Here is a 13,366-nt window from a genome sequence, read left to right on the forward strand (position 1 = left end):
CAAGAGTCTTTTCCGGTAGCATTCCCCTGAGTTCGACCCGCCTGGAATCCCCTCATGTCCGACCGCCTGACCCTGCTGCGTCCCGACGACTGGCATATTCATCTTCGCGATGGTGCTGTGTTGACCAATACCGTCGCGGATGTCGCGCGCACCTTTGGTCGCGCCATCATCATGCCCAACCTGGTACCGCCGGTGCGCAACGCGGCTGAAGCCAATGGCTATCGCCAGCGGATTCTCGCCGCGCGTCCGGCCGGCAGCCGTTTCGAACCGCTGATGGTTCTGTACCTGACCGACCGCACCCAGCCCGAAGAAATTCGTGAGGCCAAGGCCAGCGGTTTCGTTCACGCCGCCAAGTTGTACCCGGCCGGCGCGACCACCAACTCGGACTCTGGCGTCACCAGCATCGACAAGATTTTCCCTGCACTCGAGGCCATGGCCGACGTCGGGATGCCCTTGTTGGTTCACGGTGAAGTCACCCGTGGCGATGTCGACGTTTTCGATCGCGAAAAAATCTTCATCGACGAGCACATGCGTCGAGTGGTCGAGCGCTTCCCGACCCTCAAAGTGGTGTTCGAACACATCACCACCGCTGACGCCGTGCAGTTCGTCAACGAGGCTTCGGCCAACGTCGGCGCGACCATCACCGCGCATCACCTGCTGTACAACCGCAACCACATGCTGGTGGGCGGGATTCGGCCGCACTTCTATTGCCTGCCGATCCTCAAGCGCAATACTCACCAGGAAGCCCTGCTCGACGCCGCCACCAGTGGCAGCGACAAGTTCTTCCTCGGCACCGACTCGGCACCCCATGCCCAGCACGCCAAAGAAGCGGCTTGCGGCTGTGCCGGTTGCTACACCGCTTATGCCGCAATCGAGATGTATGCCGAAGCCTTTGAACAGCGCAACGCGCTGGACAAGCTCGAAGCCTTCGCCAGCCTCAACGGCCCGCGCTTCTACGGCCTGCCGGTGAACACCGATCGCATCACCCTGGTCCGCGATGAGTGGACCGCCCCAACCAGCCTGCCGTTTGGCGAGCTGACTGTAATCCCGATGCGCGCCGGTGAAAAACTGCGCTGGCGCCTGCTGGAGGAACACGCGTGAGTGAAGACCATTTCGACGACGAACAGGACGGTCAAGGCAACGGAGGTGGTCCTCGTCATCCAATGGCTGCCAGATTCCGTGGTTACCTGCCGGTTGTCGTCGACGTAGAAACCGGTGGCTTCAATTCGGCCACCGATGCCCTGCTGGAAATTGCGGCGACCACCATCGCCATGGACGAAAAGGGCTTTGTGTATCCCGATCACACCTACTTCTTCCGCGTCGAGCCATTTGAAGGCGCGAACATCGAAGCGGCCGCTCTGGAGTTCACCGGGATCAAGCTCGATCACCCGTTGCGCATGGCCGTGAGTGAAGAAGCAGCGCTGACTGATATTTTCCGCGGCATCCGCAAGGCCCTGAAAGCCAACGGCTGCAAACGGGCGATTCTGGTCGGGCACAACAGCAGCTTTGATCTGGGCTTCCTCAACGCTGCTGTCGCACGCCTGGACATGAAACGTAACCCGTTTCATCCATTTTCCAGCTTCGATACCGCGACCCTCGCAGGTCTGGCCTACGGTCAAACCGTATTGGCCAAGGCCTGTCAGGCAGCCGATATCGACTTCGACGGTCGCGAGGCTCATTCGGCTCGCTACGACACCGAGAAGACTGCCGAGCTGTTCTGCGGCATCGTCAATCGCTGGAAACAAATGGGCGGCTGGGAAGACTACAACGACTGATTCATCACTAATCTGTGGCGAGGGAGCTTGCTCCCTCGCCACAAGTGAACATGGGTTTATCCCGCCCATAAAAAAACCGGCCTTGGCAGCCGGTTTTTTTATGCCTCGAACGTGCCTTACAGCGCAGCAGCGTTCTCGGTCAGGTAAGCCGCAACACCTTCGGTGGAAGCGGTCATGCCTTTGTCGCCTTTTTTCCAGTTGGCAGGGCAAACTTCGCCGTGCTCTTCGTGGAATTGCAGAGCGTCGACCAGACGGATCAGCTCTTCGATGTTACGGCCCAGCGGCAGGTCGTTGATGATCTGCGAGCGGACAACGCCTTTGTCGTCGATCAGGAACGCGCCACGGAAAGCCACGCCGCCTTCGGACTCAACGTCGTAGGCCTTGGCGATTTCGTGCTTCAGGTCGGCCGCCATGGTGTAGCGAACTTCGCCGATGCCACCATTGTTGACCGGGGTGTTGCGCCAGGCGTTGTGGGTGAAGTGCGAGTCGATCGAAACGGCTACCACTTCCACGTTGCGTGCCTTGAAATCAGACATGCGGTTGTCCAGAGCGATCAGCTCGGACGGGCAAACGAAGGTGAAGTCCAGTGGGTAGAAGAACACCAGGCCGTATTTGCCTTTGATGGCCGAGGACAGGGTGAAGCTGTCTACGATTTCGCCATTGCCGAGTACGGCCGGTACGGTGAAGTCAGGGGCTTGTTTGCCTACGAGTACGCTCATTGGATATCTCCTGGTGTAATAACGTTGAAGAACAGGGTTCATGCCAGCCTGCCACCCTCGGGCGACAGCCCTGTGACACAAACCTGCTTCGCAAAAGGCCGACCATCATACACCGCGTTTTTCACCTGTCCTTAGCGCCTTAATGGTTTTTTTCCTGGAAGGTAAAAAGACCGCTGCTATATTTTTCTCCTGACAACGTGAGAAGAAACCGTTCGTCAGTCACATGCCCTTATGACGAAAACCTTCCAGAAACCACTTTGACAATCATTCTCGTTAACATTAAGATCCATCGCAATTGAGTCACAACCAGCGACGGTTTTCACTTATGTATGTCTGCCTCTGCACTGGCGTCACCGACGGTCAAATCCGCGATGCAATCTATGAAGGTTGCTGCAGCTATCGGGAAGTCCGTCAGGCCACCGGCGTTGCCAGCCAATGCGGTAAATGCGCCTGCCTTGCCAAGGAAGTGGTCCGTGAAACCCTGGGCAAACTGCAATCGGCCCAGGCGGCGATCTCCTACCCCGCAGAATTTACCGCCGCATAACTACCGTATTTCAAAGAACCGGACTTGATGTCCGACTATAAATAGCTAGAAACTCAAAATAATTCGATAAAAAACAAGGGCTTGCAGCGATGCAGGCCCTTGTCGTTTCTGGTCGGGGTTACTCCGGGGTGACGCTGCCGTTGGTCAGGGATGACAGCAGGTTAACCCAGCCGGAAATCACTGCCGGGCGCCCCTATACTGAGATACCGGGTCGCGCTTGGGAGCGCCGAAGCCATGGACACCGTCAGATGGCAAGTCATAAACAGCAGCACCGCAGAGCTTGAAATCAACTACGGCCAGAAATGGGCAAAGGTCAGGCTTGAAAATCTGGTATTCGATACAGAGCTAAAACCGGAGGACTTTTATAAAAAGTGTCTGGCCGAACTCTTCACCGCGATCAATGCTAAGGGCGTGCACTGGACGGACCGCCCGTAGCGAATGAAACAGTTCGTGTGCGAAGCAGGCACGGGGGGTGCATTCCATCAGGCATGGTCTTGGTGCGGAACATCCCGCGAGAGCTGGCGCAAAACCCAATCAATCTGTGGCCGGTGGAATACGATCCCTTCGTTATGCGGGAAATCGTGGGCTAGATGTGGGCTGTGATCGAAGTCCCACGTTCTGAGCGTTTCGGCACATGACACACCAAATTCCGTTATGGAGCGGAGAGAAAGCAACAAGGCTATTTCATCGCTAGTAAAACCCGTGAGCGGGAATTCACGGGCAGCATCCCGATGTATTACCCAACTGTTGGGTTGTGACAGAAACAGCCAACGGTTCCGGTCATCAGGTTCAGATCTGTCGATTACACCCGCCATATGATCGAAGGAATTCTTCACCCGAAATGCCAACCAAGCAACAGAGGCAAGCAAGTCCTCCTTTTGCTTTCGTGCCCGCATCTGCTCGTGCTGATAAGGAATCAGCCACGCAGCAATAATCGCAGCAATAGAGCCGACAGCCTGAACCCAAGCTGGGGCGTTTGCGCTGCCCCATGGCAAGTAAAGCAAGAGGCAGAGGGGTATCACCACTGCTGGCGATAAACATAGAGCCCTCACCACGCTTGCCCAAGTGAATCTGATGACGATTTCCCTTTCCAACATGCCCTGACCCCAACATTAAAAAATAAGCATGCACGATGCCGTCACGGCAGTCCAAGGGGATGGCATGAACAGCCTCTGCCACGGGTGTTGAGTCATTGTGGACAATAGGTGATGCCCTGCTACCTTTACCGCTGTCGGGCTTGCCGTTATCCATGTTCCCGCCATCGCGCCAGAGGAAGCTGTATGAGCTACTTCAATAATTTTGAACGACTTTTCATGCAGAGAAGCCTAGAGCTTGTTGACACATACCAAGGCGAGTACGAAAGCACACAGCTTCTTAATGGGCTCATCGGGCTTCTATTTTTTCCAAACGAAAGGATGCCTGATCTAATTCCTGAGAAATCTCTTCAGGACATAGAAGCCTGGGGCTTTAGCCAAGACTGCATAATCAACGCAGGAGCAAACAAAAAGCCACAAGAAATAAACCTGCGAGAGATAATAAAGCGTCTAAGAAATTCCGTCGCTCATTGCAGGGTAGAGCCTTTTCCAAATGATCACCGGCCATGCGAAGGTTTTTTTTTTGCGGATAGAAATGGCTTTGAGGCAAAGATACCAACAGATCAAATTAAAAACCTGATGAGAAAGCTACTTACTCATTTGCTGGAGAAATGACATATAACACTTGGTTAAAATCGTTCGCCACGCTCTCTGGGGCCGCGCGCAACGGGCCCTTAGCTAAACGGTTATATTTATCGGAGGCCACATATGAATGATGAAGAAATGGCAAGAGAAATCGCCAAATCAGCACAAGCCTTTTCTGAGCCAATCGATTTCGACAAGCTAATTAAAGATGGTCTTCTGATAAAGGAAGGCAGGTCATTTTATGTTCCCGATTTCAACGCTCTCCCAGAAAAAGTGTCAAAGCGCATTAAAGAAACAGCGTCAACTAAAGATGGATTGAGAGTAACCTTTCACAAAGAGTCAAAAGCGCTTAAAAAGATCGCAGAACAGTTAAGTGGTTACCTTGAGTAAAAAGCATAACAACCGGTTCAAGTCGTTCGCTTCGCTCACTCGGGACGTTAGCCAATCCGAATCAGTCCGCTGAGGTACAGGATGAAAGATATAATCCGAAGAACGCTAATCGTTTTCTGGCTGGCCGCCATCGCAACACTTTTTGTTAATATATTCGACAGAGGTTTTTTCCACTCGTACGCATGGGAGATATCCGCGTTTCTAATGGTGCCAATCTGGGCGCTCCAGTTCATATTGCTCGGTATTGCAAACCCACTTGCCCTAAAACGTAAAACTTAAAATTCAAGGAAGGATTTATGTCGAACAACTCAGAGTTTCTCGATAAAGCTAGAGATGAAGCAAATGCAGCTTCGGATGAACATTGTAAACAATGGGACTTGTTGAATGAGCTAGCGTCCCCGACTATTGAGGATCTTGACGCTTGGCTGGCTGCACGGGACGCCTTCTATAAAGCACAAGAGAAATTTGAAAGCATTGTTCGCCAAATTTGCGCTAGATAAGGCTTCCTGCACCATTCCTCAAGGACGACAGCCATGCCCGATAACTCAGACAGCAAGATCGCTACGGCGGACGCATTGACATTGCTCCTGCACAACCAGCACGCCAGCGATGGAAGAAATAACCAAGTGGCTATCTGAGAATGGCGTAGGGAGTGTTGCCGATAACGCCATGACTGCCATGGAAACGCTGGACGAAAATGCACAAGCCGTCACCGATGCCATTATGCGGCTACGCCAGTCCTAGATTGCTGGCCCGCTGGTCGGCGCTTGCCACTGGCGATGGCGGGCTACACTCACAGAGCGCCGAAACGATCAACTTGCAGGGCGCTTGAGAAGATCGCCCCCGCTCAGGGGCTAGGAGCATCGCAATGTCAGACGTTTTCGTCATCATCGACCAAGAAGCCTTGAAGGGCCTCGCCCATCCATGCCTTGATCTGCTGACCGGGCAGATCATCGAGCTGGACCTGCGCCACCAGGTTGTGCCACCGACGACTCAGATGGAATTGTTCGACGCTGACGATACAGCAGCTCGCGCTGCTGAACCCCGCTAAAGCAGCTCATCGCGTCGGCTGCGCATACGCTGGTGCAGTTCATTGACTGTGGGTTTGCGGCTTGATGCACCACGTTGGACGGTGCCGCCTTGTTCTCCAGGTGAACCAGCGTAGCTTTCAAGGCTGCCACCGTGGGTTTGTCGCACGACGGCGTTGTCGCGTCTTTGTTCAGCAGTCAAAGGCAATTCTTCAATCCAAAGGGTTTTCGCTGGATCTTCCACCGGCTCGGGTCGGAGCAATGGCTCAGGCGTCGGCTGCCAGTTGCCCAGAGCTTCCTGTGGGCTGATGTCCACCGGCTGTTCTGGCACGCGTTCGGCCACGGGTGCGAGTTCACGCTGCGCTTGGATTCCGAGGTTCAAAGCATAGGCCACGCGCATTCCGGCCTCGACAGCGGTCATGTTGTTGACGTTGATTTGGGTGTTGTAGGTACCGCTCGGCTCGTCATCCTTTTGTGGCGCTGGGAAAAGTCTACTGAGCCCTTGCCGTAAAAACTCTTCTGGTTTGTCCTGGGCAAATTTCAGCAACCAATCCCGGCCTCCTAGCCGCTGGTAACACCACATCAGATCCCCGGCCATTTTGTCCGTGAGGACTTTTCGTTCTTCGCGGTCGATGGAGCCGCGCTTGCGCCCACCAGTTTTTGGCCGCGTTGTCATTTTGGTTCGTCCAACGTAACAGTGACCGACCCCAAGGCACCGTCATCGTGGTACGTGAACTTCACAGTGGCGGGGGCGACGGGCTCCGTAGGCGGTTCCTGCTCGCGTAGCCAGAGAGTTAACGTCGTCGCCAAGGCGCGAGCCTCGGCCACAGCTTTGTCATTGCTGAAAGTGACGATTGCCATCACACACCCTCGCTCGCTATGCCAATGAGTTTCCCGGCACCATCGCGCTGCGCCAGAAAGCGCTGGCCGTTAACCACCATGGCGCGTATCAGACCGGCACCATCGCGCTCGATTGTTGCTTGCATGGGCTTGGGCTTCTGCACTGGTGTCGTTTGTACAGGTGCTGGCGCCTCGAACTGGCGCTGCATATCCATTTGTTGAGCGTGTTGCTGGCGCTGCATATCCAGCTGTTGAGCGTGTTGCTGGCGCTGCATATCCAGCTGCATGTCCAGAGCCTGTTGTTGCCGGTCCAGCTGGGCATCCAGAATCGCCTGCCGTTCCTGCAACGCGATGGCGATTCCGTCACGCACGGCTTGATTCAGCCCCCTCTCAACAGCGGGGTCCAGAGTCTCTGGCTTTGGCCTTGCAACGATCCTCTGTACCGGCGCGGGTAGCTTCGGCTGTTTCGCCAGTTCCTCCCGGACGCGCTCTTGCACCAGTCGCTCAATTGTGGCGGCCAGATCGTCGGAGGCGGGCTCTACGGGGTTCTTTTCTGGCGTGGACGAATTCATACGCCGTTGCAGCAGTTGCAGTTTTGCGCTCACAAGTCACCAACCTGTTCCAAAAGTCTGGTCAAGGTGATTTGCTGGCCACCATGTAGACCGTGCAACGCCAATAGAGCGTTGATCTTAGCCAGCAACTCTGGAGCGTCTCCTCTTAGCTCCAACCGTGCAGCGGCTTCACGAGCCGCAAGAAGAAGCGGCGCACTGCCTGAGATGTAGTCGGACATTTTATTTACCCTCTTTGGGTTTACGAACCTTCTGGCGTTTTTCGAAACGGCGTTGCTCTTTAGCGATTTGCTTGTCGATCTTTCTCACATTGGCGGGTTTCATGTTAGCCGTCCCTAAGTGTGAGCAATTGCCGATAACGGGCTTGCAGCTGGGGGTCGTTAAGATACTTCTTGCGCTCGCTTGGGATCCTCAACATGGCCTCAAACTCTGCAAGCTCCCGTGCTAGTCCCGCGCCATCTTGGGGAATGTTGTTGGCACCAATCGCCGCGTTATACAAGAAATCGATAGTTTCCGGCGTGTTCATCATGTGAACCCAGCCAGTGGAAAACTGATCGAAGTGCTCTCTTTCTTTTTCAGGAAGGTGGACTAAATAATCGTTGGCGATACGAATCACTTCTTTAACGGAATATTGCCCGTATTTTGCTGCGAGGTAATTCATTGTTTTGGCTTGGGCCTGATTGTTGATCTCCACGACACGATTGTAATCAGCCTCGGAGAGTTGGCCGAGAAGACCCTCAGCGGAATTAGGTGCGCTTCCGTGCGCTGTCGGAACGTGTTGTTGACCTAATAGCTTCTGGCTGACTTTGGCGAGCCATTGAATAGCGGTAGTGACGAAACTTTGTCTGGCTTTTTGAGTGCCGGACAGTTGAGCCACCATGTTGCCAAAGGCGTTTCCAAGCCCATCATCTTGACCATGGAGGTTGAAGTTATGGCGGCGGGTTACTTGTTGCAGCGGCTTGGTGGCATTCTCCGTAAAGAATTGAATGGTCGCGTTAATGTAGGCTGGCGGATAACCAAGAGCGCCGAGGTCATGCATGAAAGAGCCACCCAGCTGGGCTAGCAGTTGGTCAACTTGTTGCTGGGTAGTCCCTTGTGGCAAAGGACTACCGAATAGCGTCGGGCCTTGGGGCTGACGTTGGTACTCTGCAATCTCGCGATTGGTCAGTACATCCGGGTGGCCCCAGTTATCCGGTGACGGGCTTAACGGTGCCAGCGTTGGCATACCTGGGTCATAGGGTTGTAACTCACCCGCGCTGAGTGTGTCGATGTCGTTACTCATGGCTTAATCATCCGCAGGCTGCACAGACCCCAGTCGCCGGGTTGCATGGTAAATGCCACGCCCAATTTTTCCAGCAAGGGCGGCATACTACTCAGGCGCGATTGGATGGCCCTAAAAGTATCTTCGGGTAATTCACAATGGAGTTCTGCCACGTCCATGATTTTTTCAATCAGCTTTGGCTGTTCGGCGGTGTAGCCTTCTTCCGAAATTTTATAGATTGCGGCAACGATTGTTTGGGTAAGAGACATCGTTTTGTTCCTCTTGATTTGTTTTATGACGTGCGCGGCGTTGGGCAGTGACTGCACTGCTTTGATTAAAGCCGCTAACAGAGTCATTTAAAGTAAACTCGCTTTTTTCGGTGTTTGAGTTTGGGCAATCAGCTGCAAGCGCTGCCAACTTAGGGCACAGCGTGGATGCACACGCTCTCCCGGTATTGGAATCCCCACCGGATTAGTGGCTAACGTTAATTCAATCGGCGCATAGCCACCTTCCACTAAGCCACAAAAGCTGCAAGCCTCTCGGCTGTTAAGCAAACGGCGCGATGTCAGTTGCTGGGCATCATTGGCATTATCAGGCAGTGCCGTGCACACCAAGACAAATTGCCCGGTGACGTGCCGATATAAATTCGTTTCCCAATCAAGTAACAACTCGCGTTGGGCATTTGCCGTGCGCAGTACGTGGATAATGGCCGCTTTATCGGGTTTCTCACCACGCCACGCCAGTTCAACTAACCGGTCAAGCGGCATGCGAACTGCTTGCACTTGTCGAGCGAGGTTCTGGAGTTTGCGGAATATCTCGTTGTTGTCCATGAGACTATTCTTCGGCTTGGAAGGCGGGGTGACTTTTAAGTTCTTCGACGCACTTTTCTTTCGAACTTGCACCCTGCACCAACAGTACTGAATCAGATAACCGACGGGCACAATACCCGTCCAGTTGACTGTAGAAAATTTCGAAATTAACCAGTGCTTCGGAGCCGTCGGAAATGATTCCTGGCAACTTAGTATGCGAGAGCAGCAATACAGACACGAACGACTGTGAAGCCTCGGTAACCATTAGCTCGCACATACGACTTCTGTCATCCCATACAACCAAGATGCGCGCCAGCGGTGTCAGGCGCTGGGCGACATTGATCCAGAATCGGGATTCAAGGATCAGTTCAGGGTCGGTGTTACGATCAACAAAGGCGACGTGCCGCACCACCCGCGCGTCTTCGAACATCAATGAACTTGGTGGCAGTGGCGGGATAACTTTCTTGACTTCGATGTTGGTGACAGCAGACATGAGTTGGTACTCCGGTTGGTTTAATCGGAGCATATGCCTATCGGTTGTTGGCGCAATGGGAGCAGGGTATTAACGAAGTTGGTTGTGGTCACAACCACTTATGTTTACGCAATATTGCTCGAATAGTGTCCGGATGTGGCGGTTTGGTGATGTTGTAGCGGGACATGTTGTCGCGCAGGTGATGCCGGACCTTGGCTACCCGATAGCAGGGTGCGACGGCCAGGAGGGCGACACGCAGTGAATCGTTGTCCAGCGCAAGTAACACCAGCTGCTCGATGCTATCGGTGCGGCATTGGCGAGCGTGGGCGTCGTCGGGCTTGGAAGCGCGCAGGCGTTCAAGTTCATCCAGCAAGACGTTCGTACGGTGCAGCAAGTCAGGTGGCAGACGACGTGCACGGTTCTGGTCGTCGAGCCCGGTAGAGTCAATCGTGGTTTTCATAACCATTTACCCCCTTTATTGCGTTGCCTATAACCATTGAAGACTTTGTGGCCGGGTGGCTGGTAGGGCTTGAGGTCGTAAGAACGGTCCCAAAGATCGAGAATCGTCCTGATTTTTGTGATTACCATGTCGTTTACCCTTCTAAGTTGCCTCAAGCTGGCCCGCGTGGCTGCGTATGGGCTGTTTTCGCACCATGCCAATGGTCTTTTAGTGCCTACCGCCTACGGCGACCCTAGGCGCCTCACATGCGGCTTTTGACCCCTTCGGTGTACCCCATGTAACCCCAAACCCACATAACCGCTCTATCACAAGGCTTTCGTGCCTTTAAACAGCGGACTGATGGTCCGTTTCGTGGTTTTTTACCATGGGCCGTAATGGTGTTTCGTGAGCACCAGCACTGCCGCTTCGTCCTTCGTGTAAACCCTTAGCACTTCTGCCGCAAAACCATGTTGTATTCACCCAGAGTAAAAAAGCGATCCAGCACCGGGTCATAGTAAAAATCGTCTCCCACAAGCCATGCGTGAGAGACGCGCGTGTTATCTGGTCCGCGAACAATGCCGTGCACCAGCACAAGCGGTTCCACTGATTTCATTAACCTGACCCACGCCAATCTAAAACAACAACCCTCACGACGGCGTGCCTTAATCTGGAAAGACCGTTTCCACATTTCTTCTACTCTGTGTGTCCGTCATATGGGCTTTCATCAGACAGGCGCAGTAACTGCAATAACCGAACTATTAATTCAGCCGTAGTTTCATTTGGTTTTTTTAACGCCATTAATTCATCAAACAATTCCACCGGTAAAAATGCGGTAACGCGTTTAAATCCTAACTCCTTACGCTGGCGCCTAAATTGACGTTGCCGAATTGCGAGTCCCGAAACTGGTTTCTTCAACTCACACCAGCCCTGCGCCAGATAACGATCCAGATCGGCGGGACTGATAATCTCGCGACACTGGCTTGGGTGCGCCAGCTTGGTTCCTGTTTTCATTTCACCATCCCTCTAAAAAGAGCGCGTCATTTTGGCCAATTTTCACCATCCAAAAGGATTGCGCCAAAAGATTGCGCCCCTAAGGAACACTACGCTCGGCGCAATGCCTCGCTGCCGTTTGCTGTACATGATTGCGCCAGCCTTAGAATCAATTGGCGCAATGCCCTAAGAACCAGCTGAAACCCTTGAGATAGGGCCTTGCCTATTGCGCCGGTGTATTGGCGCAGTCACACACGCCTTTAAGCCATTAATTGACTTTTTGATTGCGCCCGAGATTCTTTCTCATCTAGAACCCAAACGCTGTGTTCTGGCCCGGACCTTCCTTTGGTTTTGGAACTGACGGCCTTGATCCCCTTACCATCCAGCGAAGCCAGCACGCTCTCAATGTCGCGTCTTTCGATCATCATTTTCAGGCAGTCGTCCTGCATCTGCCGCAGTGACAAACCTTCTACGTTCTCGGGTTTGCGCATGTACTGCAACAAGCGCGCTTGTGCTGCCTCTGACCCCTTGGCCTCGCTGGCACCGTCAACCAACTCATAGACAGGCCCAGGCAGGCGACGGAGATAAAACGGTGGGTGTGTTGGTAAATAGCTGGCCTTGACGTTCCACACGGCGAACACCGGCGCGTCATGGATTTTCGTGATATGTAATTTCGAATATTGGTTATCGGGCAGCTCGACCATGATCACCACCCCACGGGCTGCATCACCCAAAGAACCACCGCCCCGCAATGATTGAAGTGTTGGCGGGTATTTCGATACAGATTCTTTGGTGACATGGTGAACACCTTGCACATTGGCACCGGTGCGCTGCGCGACTTCCTTAAAGGCCAGTGCCACTTGCATCAGGTCAGAGTTCATTTCATCGCCACCGTTGAGCATGGCGACGGTTTCGACCAATAACGAGACGGCACCCTCGCTGATTTTTACAAGCGTTTCGATGGCTTCACGACTTGGCGCGCATTTGGTGAATTCTTTGATCGTCACCTGCATCCCCCCTACTTCGTCATTGCCGAAGAAAAAAAAGTTTTCCTTTATGTCCGCTTTGACTTGCGGGCGAATATCCTCGGGTATTCTTCCAAGCCACGCTTGCATGCGCGACTTGATGATTCGCCGGCTATCCTCGCAAGAGACGAAAAGGGAAATGCCTTTGATGGTATCCACCCCCCGGTATTTCAGACCCGCTGCAATACATAACCCTTGATGCAGTGCTTCTGTGCTTTTACCGACACCACCGGGGCCGGCTAATATGGTCAGGTTCCCCATAGGCCGCGACGGTCCGGCGACATGCGGCCACGGCGGGTCAACCTTGTGCATGTCGTCGTCGGTCGTCTTGCCGGCTTCGCGAGTCAGGTTTTGCCAGTTGGGCAGGTCGGGCGCGTCAGGCTCTTTTCCATTTGGTGCAATCACCTTGCGCACAATGTCAGTGACGTACTCTTGTTCGTCACGGCGCGCATAGTTACCGTGTTCGTAGTTCATCAGCCCTAGTGCAATCTCATCGGGAGTGCAGTGCAACCGCCGGTGCAGGGTCAGCGCGTAGGCATAACTGAAGTCGTCCCCGGTCGCCTTGGGGGGCATCCATGGTGTGGGTTTGCCCGCCGCCAGATTCTTGTAGTCGTCGATCTTCCAGCCCCTCGCCAGCTTGTCGGAAAATGCGGACCGATCAACACTTTCAGGGTTCAGGATCAGAACCGTGTTGGATACTTCTGTAGAGCCGTCCATATAACTCCCCGTGTTGCAAAGTAGGCAACCGAGGGTATATATTTGACCTCGGTGGCCTCATCATCACCAAACCTCTAAAGCCTTTCGGTAAGCCTTCACCGAAAGGCTT

The 13,366-nt window shown here is 53.7% G+C and carries 20 protein-coding genes and 1 pseudogene; 9 read left to right on the forward strand and 12 right to left on the reverse strand.

From position 1 onward, the window contains the following. Window positions 1-54: 54 nt before the first annotated feature. Both pyrC and rnt read left to right on the forward strand, forming a co-directional pair. Window positions 55-1,101 (forward strand): dihydroorotase, encoded by a 1,047-nt coding sequence (pyrC, locus tag AC1RQB_RS22475; RefSeq protein ID WP_063341378.1) that lies wholly within the window; start codon window positions 55-57, stop codon window positions 1,099-1,101. Next, entirely contained in the window at window positions 1,098-1,775 is a 678-nt protein-coding gene (gene rnt / locus AC1RQB_RS22480) for a ribonuclease T (RefSeq protein ID WP_008069497.1), read from the forward strand. The genes pyrC and rnt overlap by 4 nt, the downstream gene beginning before the upstream one ends. A gap of 116 nt (window positions 1,776-1,891) precedes the next feature. On the opposite strand, the gene AC1RQB_RS22485 is transcribed toward rnt, so the two are convergent. Next, window positions 1,892-2,494: a peroxiredoxin gene (locus AC1RQB_RS22485; RefSeq protein WP_007898510.1), complete on the reverse strand. Its 603-nt coding sequence runs from the start codon at window positions 2,492-2,494 to the stop codon at window positions 1,892-1,894. 325 nt (window positions 2,495-2,819) lie between these two features. Between AC1RQB_RS22485 and AC1RQB_RS22490 the strand changes: the two genes are divergently transcribed. Then, entirely contained in the window at window positions 2,820-3,038 is a 219-nt protein-coding gene (locus tag AC1RQB_RS22490) for a bacterioferritin-associated ferredoxin (protein WP_063341379.1), read from the forward strand. A gap of 234 nt (window positions 3,039-3,272) precedes the next feature. Continuing rightward, a complete protein-coding gene (locus tag AC1RQB_RS22495; RefSeq protein WP_063341380.1) occupies window positions 3,273-3,473 on the forward strand; it encodes a hypothetical protein in 201 nt (66 codons plus the stop codon). A 47-nt stretch (window positions 3,474-3,520) separates the two neighbouring features. Here the strand turns inward: AC1RQB_RS22495 and AC1RQB_RS22500 are convergent, their stop codons facing one another. Further along, window positions 3,521-4,135, reverse strand: a complete 615-nt coding sequence (locus AC1RQB_RS22500; protein WP_063341381.1) for a hypothetical protein — start codon at window positions 4,133-4,135, stop codon at window positions 3,521-3,523. Window positions 4,136-4,318: 183 nt separating this feature from the next. Here AC1RQB_RS22500 and AC1RQB_RS22505 point away from each other — a divergent pair, with 183 nt between their 5' ends. The 5 genes and pseudogenes from AC1RQB_RS22505 to AC1RQB_RS22525 all read left to right on the forward strand — a co-directional run bounded on the left by AC1RQB_RS22505 (window position 4,319) and on the right by AC1RQB_RS22525 (window position 6,158). After that, window positions 4,319-4,747 (forward strand): HEPN family nuclease, encoded by a 429-nt coding sequence (locus AC1RQB_RS22505; protein ID WP_063341382.1) that lies wholly within the window; start codon window positions 4,319-4,321, stop codon window positions 4,745-4,747. Between the two features lie 93 nt (window positions 4,748-4,840). After that, complete coding sequence (locus tag AC1RQB_RS22510; protein ID WP_063341383.1) at window positions 4,841-5,107, forward strand: hypothetical protein; 267 nt, start codon at window positions 4,841-4,843, stop codon at window positions 5,105-5,107. Window positions 5,108-5,403: 296 nt separating this feature from the next. Further along, a complete protein-coding gene (locus tag AC1RQB_RS22515) occupies window positions 5,404-5,607 on the forward strand; it encodes a hypothetical protein (RefSeq protein WP_063341385.1) in 204 nt (67 codons plus the stop codon). Between the two features lie 33 nt (window positions 5,608-5,640). Continuing rightward, a pseudogene (locus tag AC1RQB_RS22520) lies at window positions 5,641-5,851 on the forward strand (hypothetical protein). 124 nt (window positions 5,852-5,975) lie between these two features. Next, window positions 5,976-6,158 carry a hypothetical protein gene (locus AC1RQB_RS22525; protein WP_063341386.1) on the forward strand — a complete coding sequence of 61 codons (183 nt, stop codon included), beginning with the start codon at window positions 5,976-5,978 and terminating at the stop codon, window positions 6,156-6,158. Here the strand turns inward: AC1RQB_RS22525 and AC1RQB_RS22530 are convergent. The 10 genes from AC1RQB_RS22530 to AC1RQB_RS22575 all read right to left on the reverse strand — a co-directional run bounded on the left by AC1RQB_RS22530 (window position 6,155) and on the right by AC1RQB_RS22575 (window position 13,257). Next, complete coding sequence (locus tag AC1RQB_RS22530; RefSeq protein WP_063341387.1) at window positions 6,155-6,811, reverse strand: hypothetical protein; 657 nt, start codon at window positions 6,809-6,811, stop codon at window positions 6,155-6,157. The genes AC1RQB_RS22525 and AC1RQB_RS22530 overlap by 4 nt on opposite strands. Before the next feature lie 184 nt (window positions 6,812-6,995). Then, window positions 6,996-7,580, reverse strand: a complete 585-nt coding sequence (locus AC1RQB_RS22535) for a hypothetical protein (RefSeq protein ID WP_063341389.1) — start codon at window positions 7,578-7,580, stop codon at window positions 6,996-6,998. Beyond that, window positions 7,577-7,765, reverse strand: a complete 189-nt coding sequence (locus AC1RQB_RS22540; protein ID WP_063341390.1) for a hypothetical protein — start codon at window positions 7,763-7,765, stop codon at window positions 7,577-7,579. Before AC1RQB_RS22540 ends, AC1RQB_RS22535 begins: the two co-directional genes overlap by 4 nt. A 104-nt stretch (window positions 7,766-7,869) precedes the next feature. Further along, a complete protein-coding gene (locus AC1RQB_RS22545; RefSeq protein ID WP_063341391.1) occupies window positions 7,870-8,826 on the reverse strand; it encodes a hypothetical protein in 957 nt (318 codons plus the stop codon). After that, a complete protein-coding gene (locus AC1RQB_RS22550; protein WP_063341392.1) occupies window positions 8,823-9,161 on the reverse strand; it encodes a hypothetical protein in 339 nt (112 codons plus the stop codon). The genes AC1RQB_RS22545 and AC1RQB_RS22550 overlap by 4 nt, the downstream gene beginning before the upstream one ends. Further along, entirely contained in the window at window positions 9,162-9,635 is a 474-nt protein-coding gene (locus AC1RQB_RS22555; protein WP_063341393.1) for a hypothetical protein, read from the reverse strand. Window positions 9,636-9,639: 4 nt separating this feature from the next. Then, on the reverse strand, window positions 9,640-10,107 hold the full coding sequence (locus tag AC1RQB_RS22560) for a hypothetical protein (protein WP_063341394.1): 468 nt from the start codon (window positions 10,105-10,107) through the stop codon (window positions 9,640-9,642). Between the two features lie 88 nt (window positions 10,108-10,195). Next, window positions 10,196-10,546, reverse strand: a complete 351-nt coding sequence (locus AC1RQB_RS22565; protein WP_063341395.1) for a hypothetical protein — start codon at window positions 10,544-10,546, stop codon at window positions 10,196-10,198. A gap of 672 nt (window positions 10,547-11,218) precedes the next feature. Next, window positions 11,219-11,536 carry a hypothetical protein gene (locus tag AC1RQB_RS22570; RefSeq protein WP_131815981.1) on the reverse strand — a complete coding sequence of 106 codons (318 nt, stop codon included), beginning with the start codon at window positions 11,534-11,536 and terminating at the stop codon, window positions 11,219-11,221. A 239-nt stretch (window positions 11,537-11,775) separates the two neighbouring features. Further along, entirely contained in the window at window positions 11,776-13,257 is a 1,482-nt protein-coding gene (locus AC1RQB_RS22575) for an AAA family ATPase (protein ID WP_063341396.1), read from the reverse strand. Window positions 13,258-13,366: the final 109 nt, after the last annotated feature.

The organism is Pseudomonas sp. GW822-FHT02E03 (assembly GCF_058802325.1).

Excerpts from the sequence above, each read along its gene's own strand:
- AC1RQB_RS22495 (WP_063341380.1), top strand. The coding sequence starts at position 3,273 with ATGGACACCGTCAGATGGCAAGTCATAAACAGCAGCACCGCAGAGCTT.
- pyrC (WP_063341378.1), top strand. The coding sequence starts at position 55 with ATGTCCGACCGCCTGACCCTGCTGCGTCCCGACGACTGGCATATTCAT.
- AC1RQB_RS22500 (WP_063341381.1), bottom strand. The coding sequence starts at position 4,135 with ATGTTGGAAAGGGAAATCGTCATCAGATTCACTTGGGCAAGCGTGGTG.
- AC1RQB_RS22485 (WP_007898510.1), bottom strand. The coding sequence starts at position 2,494 with ATGAGCGTACTCGTAGGCAAACAAGCCCCTGACTTCACCGTACCGGCC.
- AC1RQB_RS22530 (WP_063341387.1), bottom strand. The coding sequence starts at position 6,811 with ATGACAACGCGGCCAAAAACTGGTGGGCGCAAGCGCGGCTCCATCGAC.
- AC1RQB_RS22540 (WP_063341390.1), bottom strand. The coding sequence starts at position 7,765 with ATGTCCGACTACATCTCAGGCAGTGCGCCGCTTCTTCTTGCGGCTCGT.
- AC1RQB_RS22570 (WP_131815981.1), bottom strand. The coding sequence starts at position 11,536 with ATGAAAACAGGAACCAAGCTGGCGCACCCAAGCCAGTGTCGCGAGATT.
- AC1RQB_RS22555 (WP_063341393.1), bottom strand. The coding sequence starts at position 9,635 with ATGGACAACAACGAGATATTCCGCAAACTCCAGAACCTCGCTCGACAA.
- AC1RQB_RS22490 (WP_063341379.1), top strand. The coding sequence starts at position 2,820 with ATGTATGTCTGCCTCTGCACTGGCGTCACCGACGGTCAAATCCGCGAT.
- AC1RQB_RS22525 (WP_063341386.1), top strand. The coding sequence starts at position 5,976 with ATGTCAGACGTTTTCGTCATCATCGACCAAGAAGCCTTGAAGGGCCTC.
- AC1RQB_RS22575 (WP_063341396.1), bottom strand. The coding sequence starts at position 13,257 with ATGGACGGCTCTACAGAAGTATCCAACACGGTTCTGATCCTGAACCCT.
- AC1RQB_RS22565 (WP_063341395.1), bottom strand. The coding sequence starts at position 10,546 with ATGAAAACCACGATTGACTCTACCGGGCTCGACGACCAGAACCGTGCA.
- AC1RQB_RS22505 (WP_063341382.1), top strand. The coding sequence starts at position 4,319 with ATGAGCTACTTCAATAATTTTGAACGACTTTTCATGCAGAGAAGCCTA.
- AC1RQB_RS22545 (WP_063341391.1), bottom strand. The coding sequence starts at position 8,826 with ATGAGTAACGACATCGACACACTCAGCGCGGGTGAGTTACAACCCTAT.
- AC1RQB_RS22515 (WP_063341385.1), top strand. The coding sequence starts at position 5,404 with ATGTCGAACAACTCAGAGTTTCTCGATAAAGCTAGAGATGAAGCAAAT.
- AC1RQB_RS22510 (WP_063341383.1), top strand. The coding sequence starts at position 4,841 with ATGAATGATGAAGAAATGGCAAGAGAAATCGCCAAATCAGCACAAGCC.
- AC1RQB_RS22560 (WP_063341394.1), bottom strand. The coding sequence starts at position 10,107 with ATGTCTGCTGTCACCAACATCGAAGTCAAGAAAGTTATCCCGCCACTG.
- AC1RQB_RS22550 (WP_063341392.1), bottom strand. The coding sequence starts at position 9,161 with ATGACTCTGTTAGCGGCTTTAATCAAAGCAGTGCAGTCACTGCCCAAC.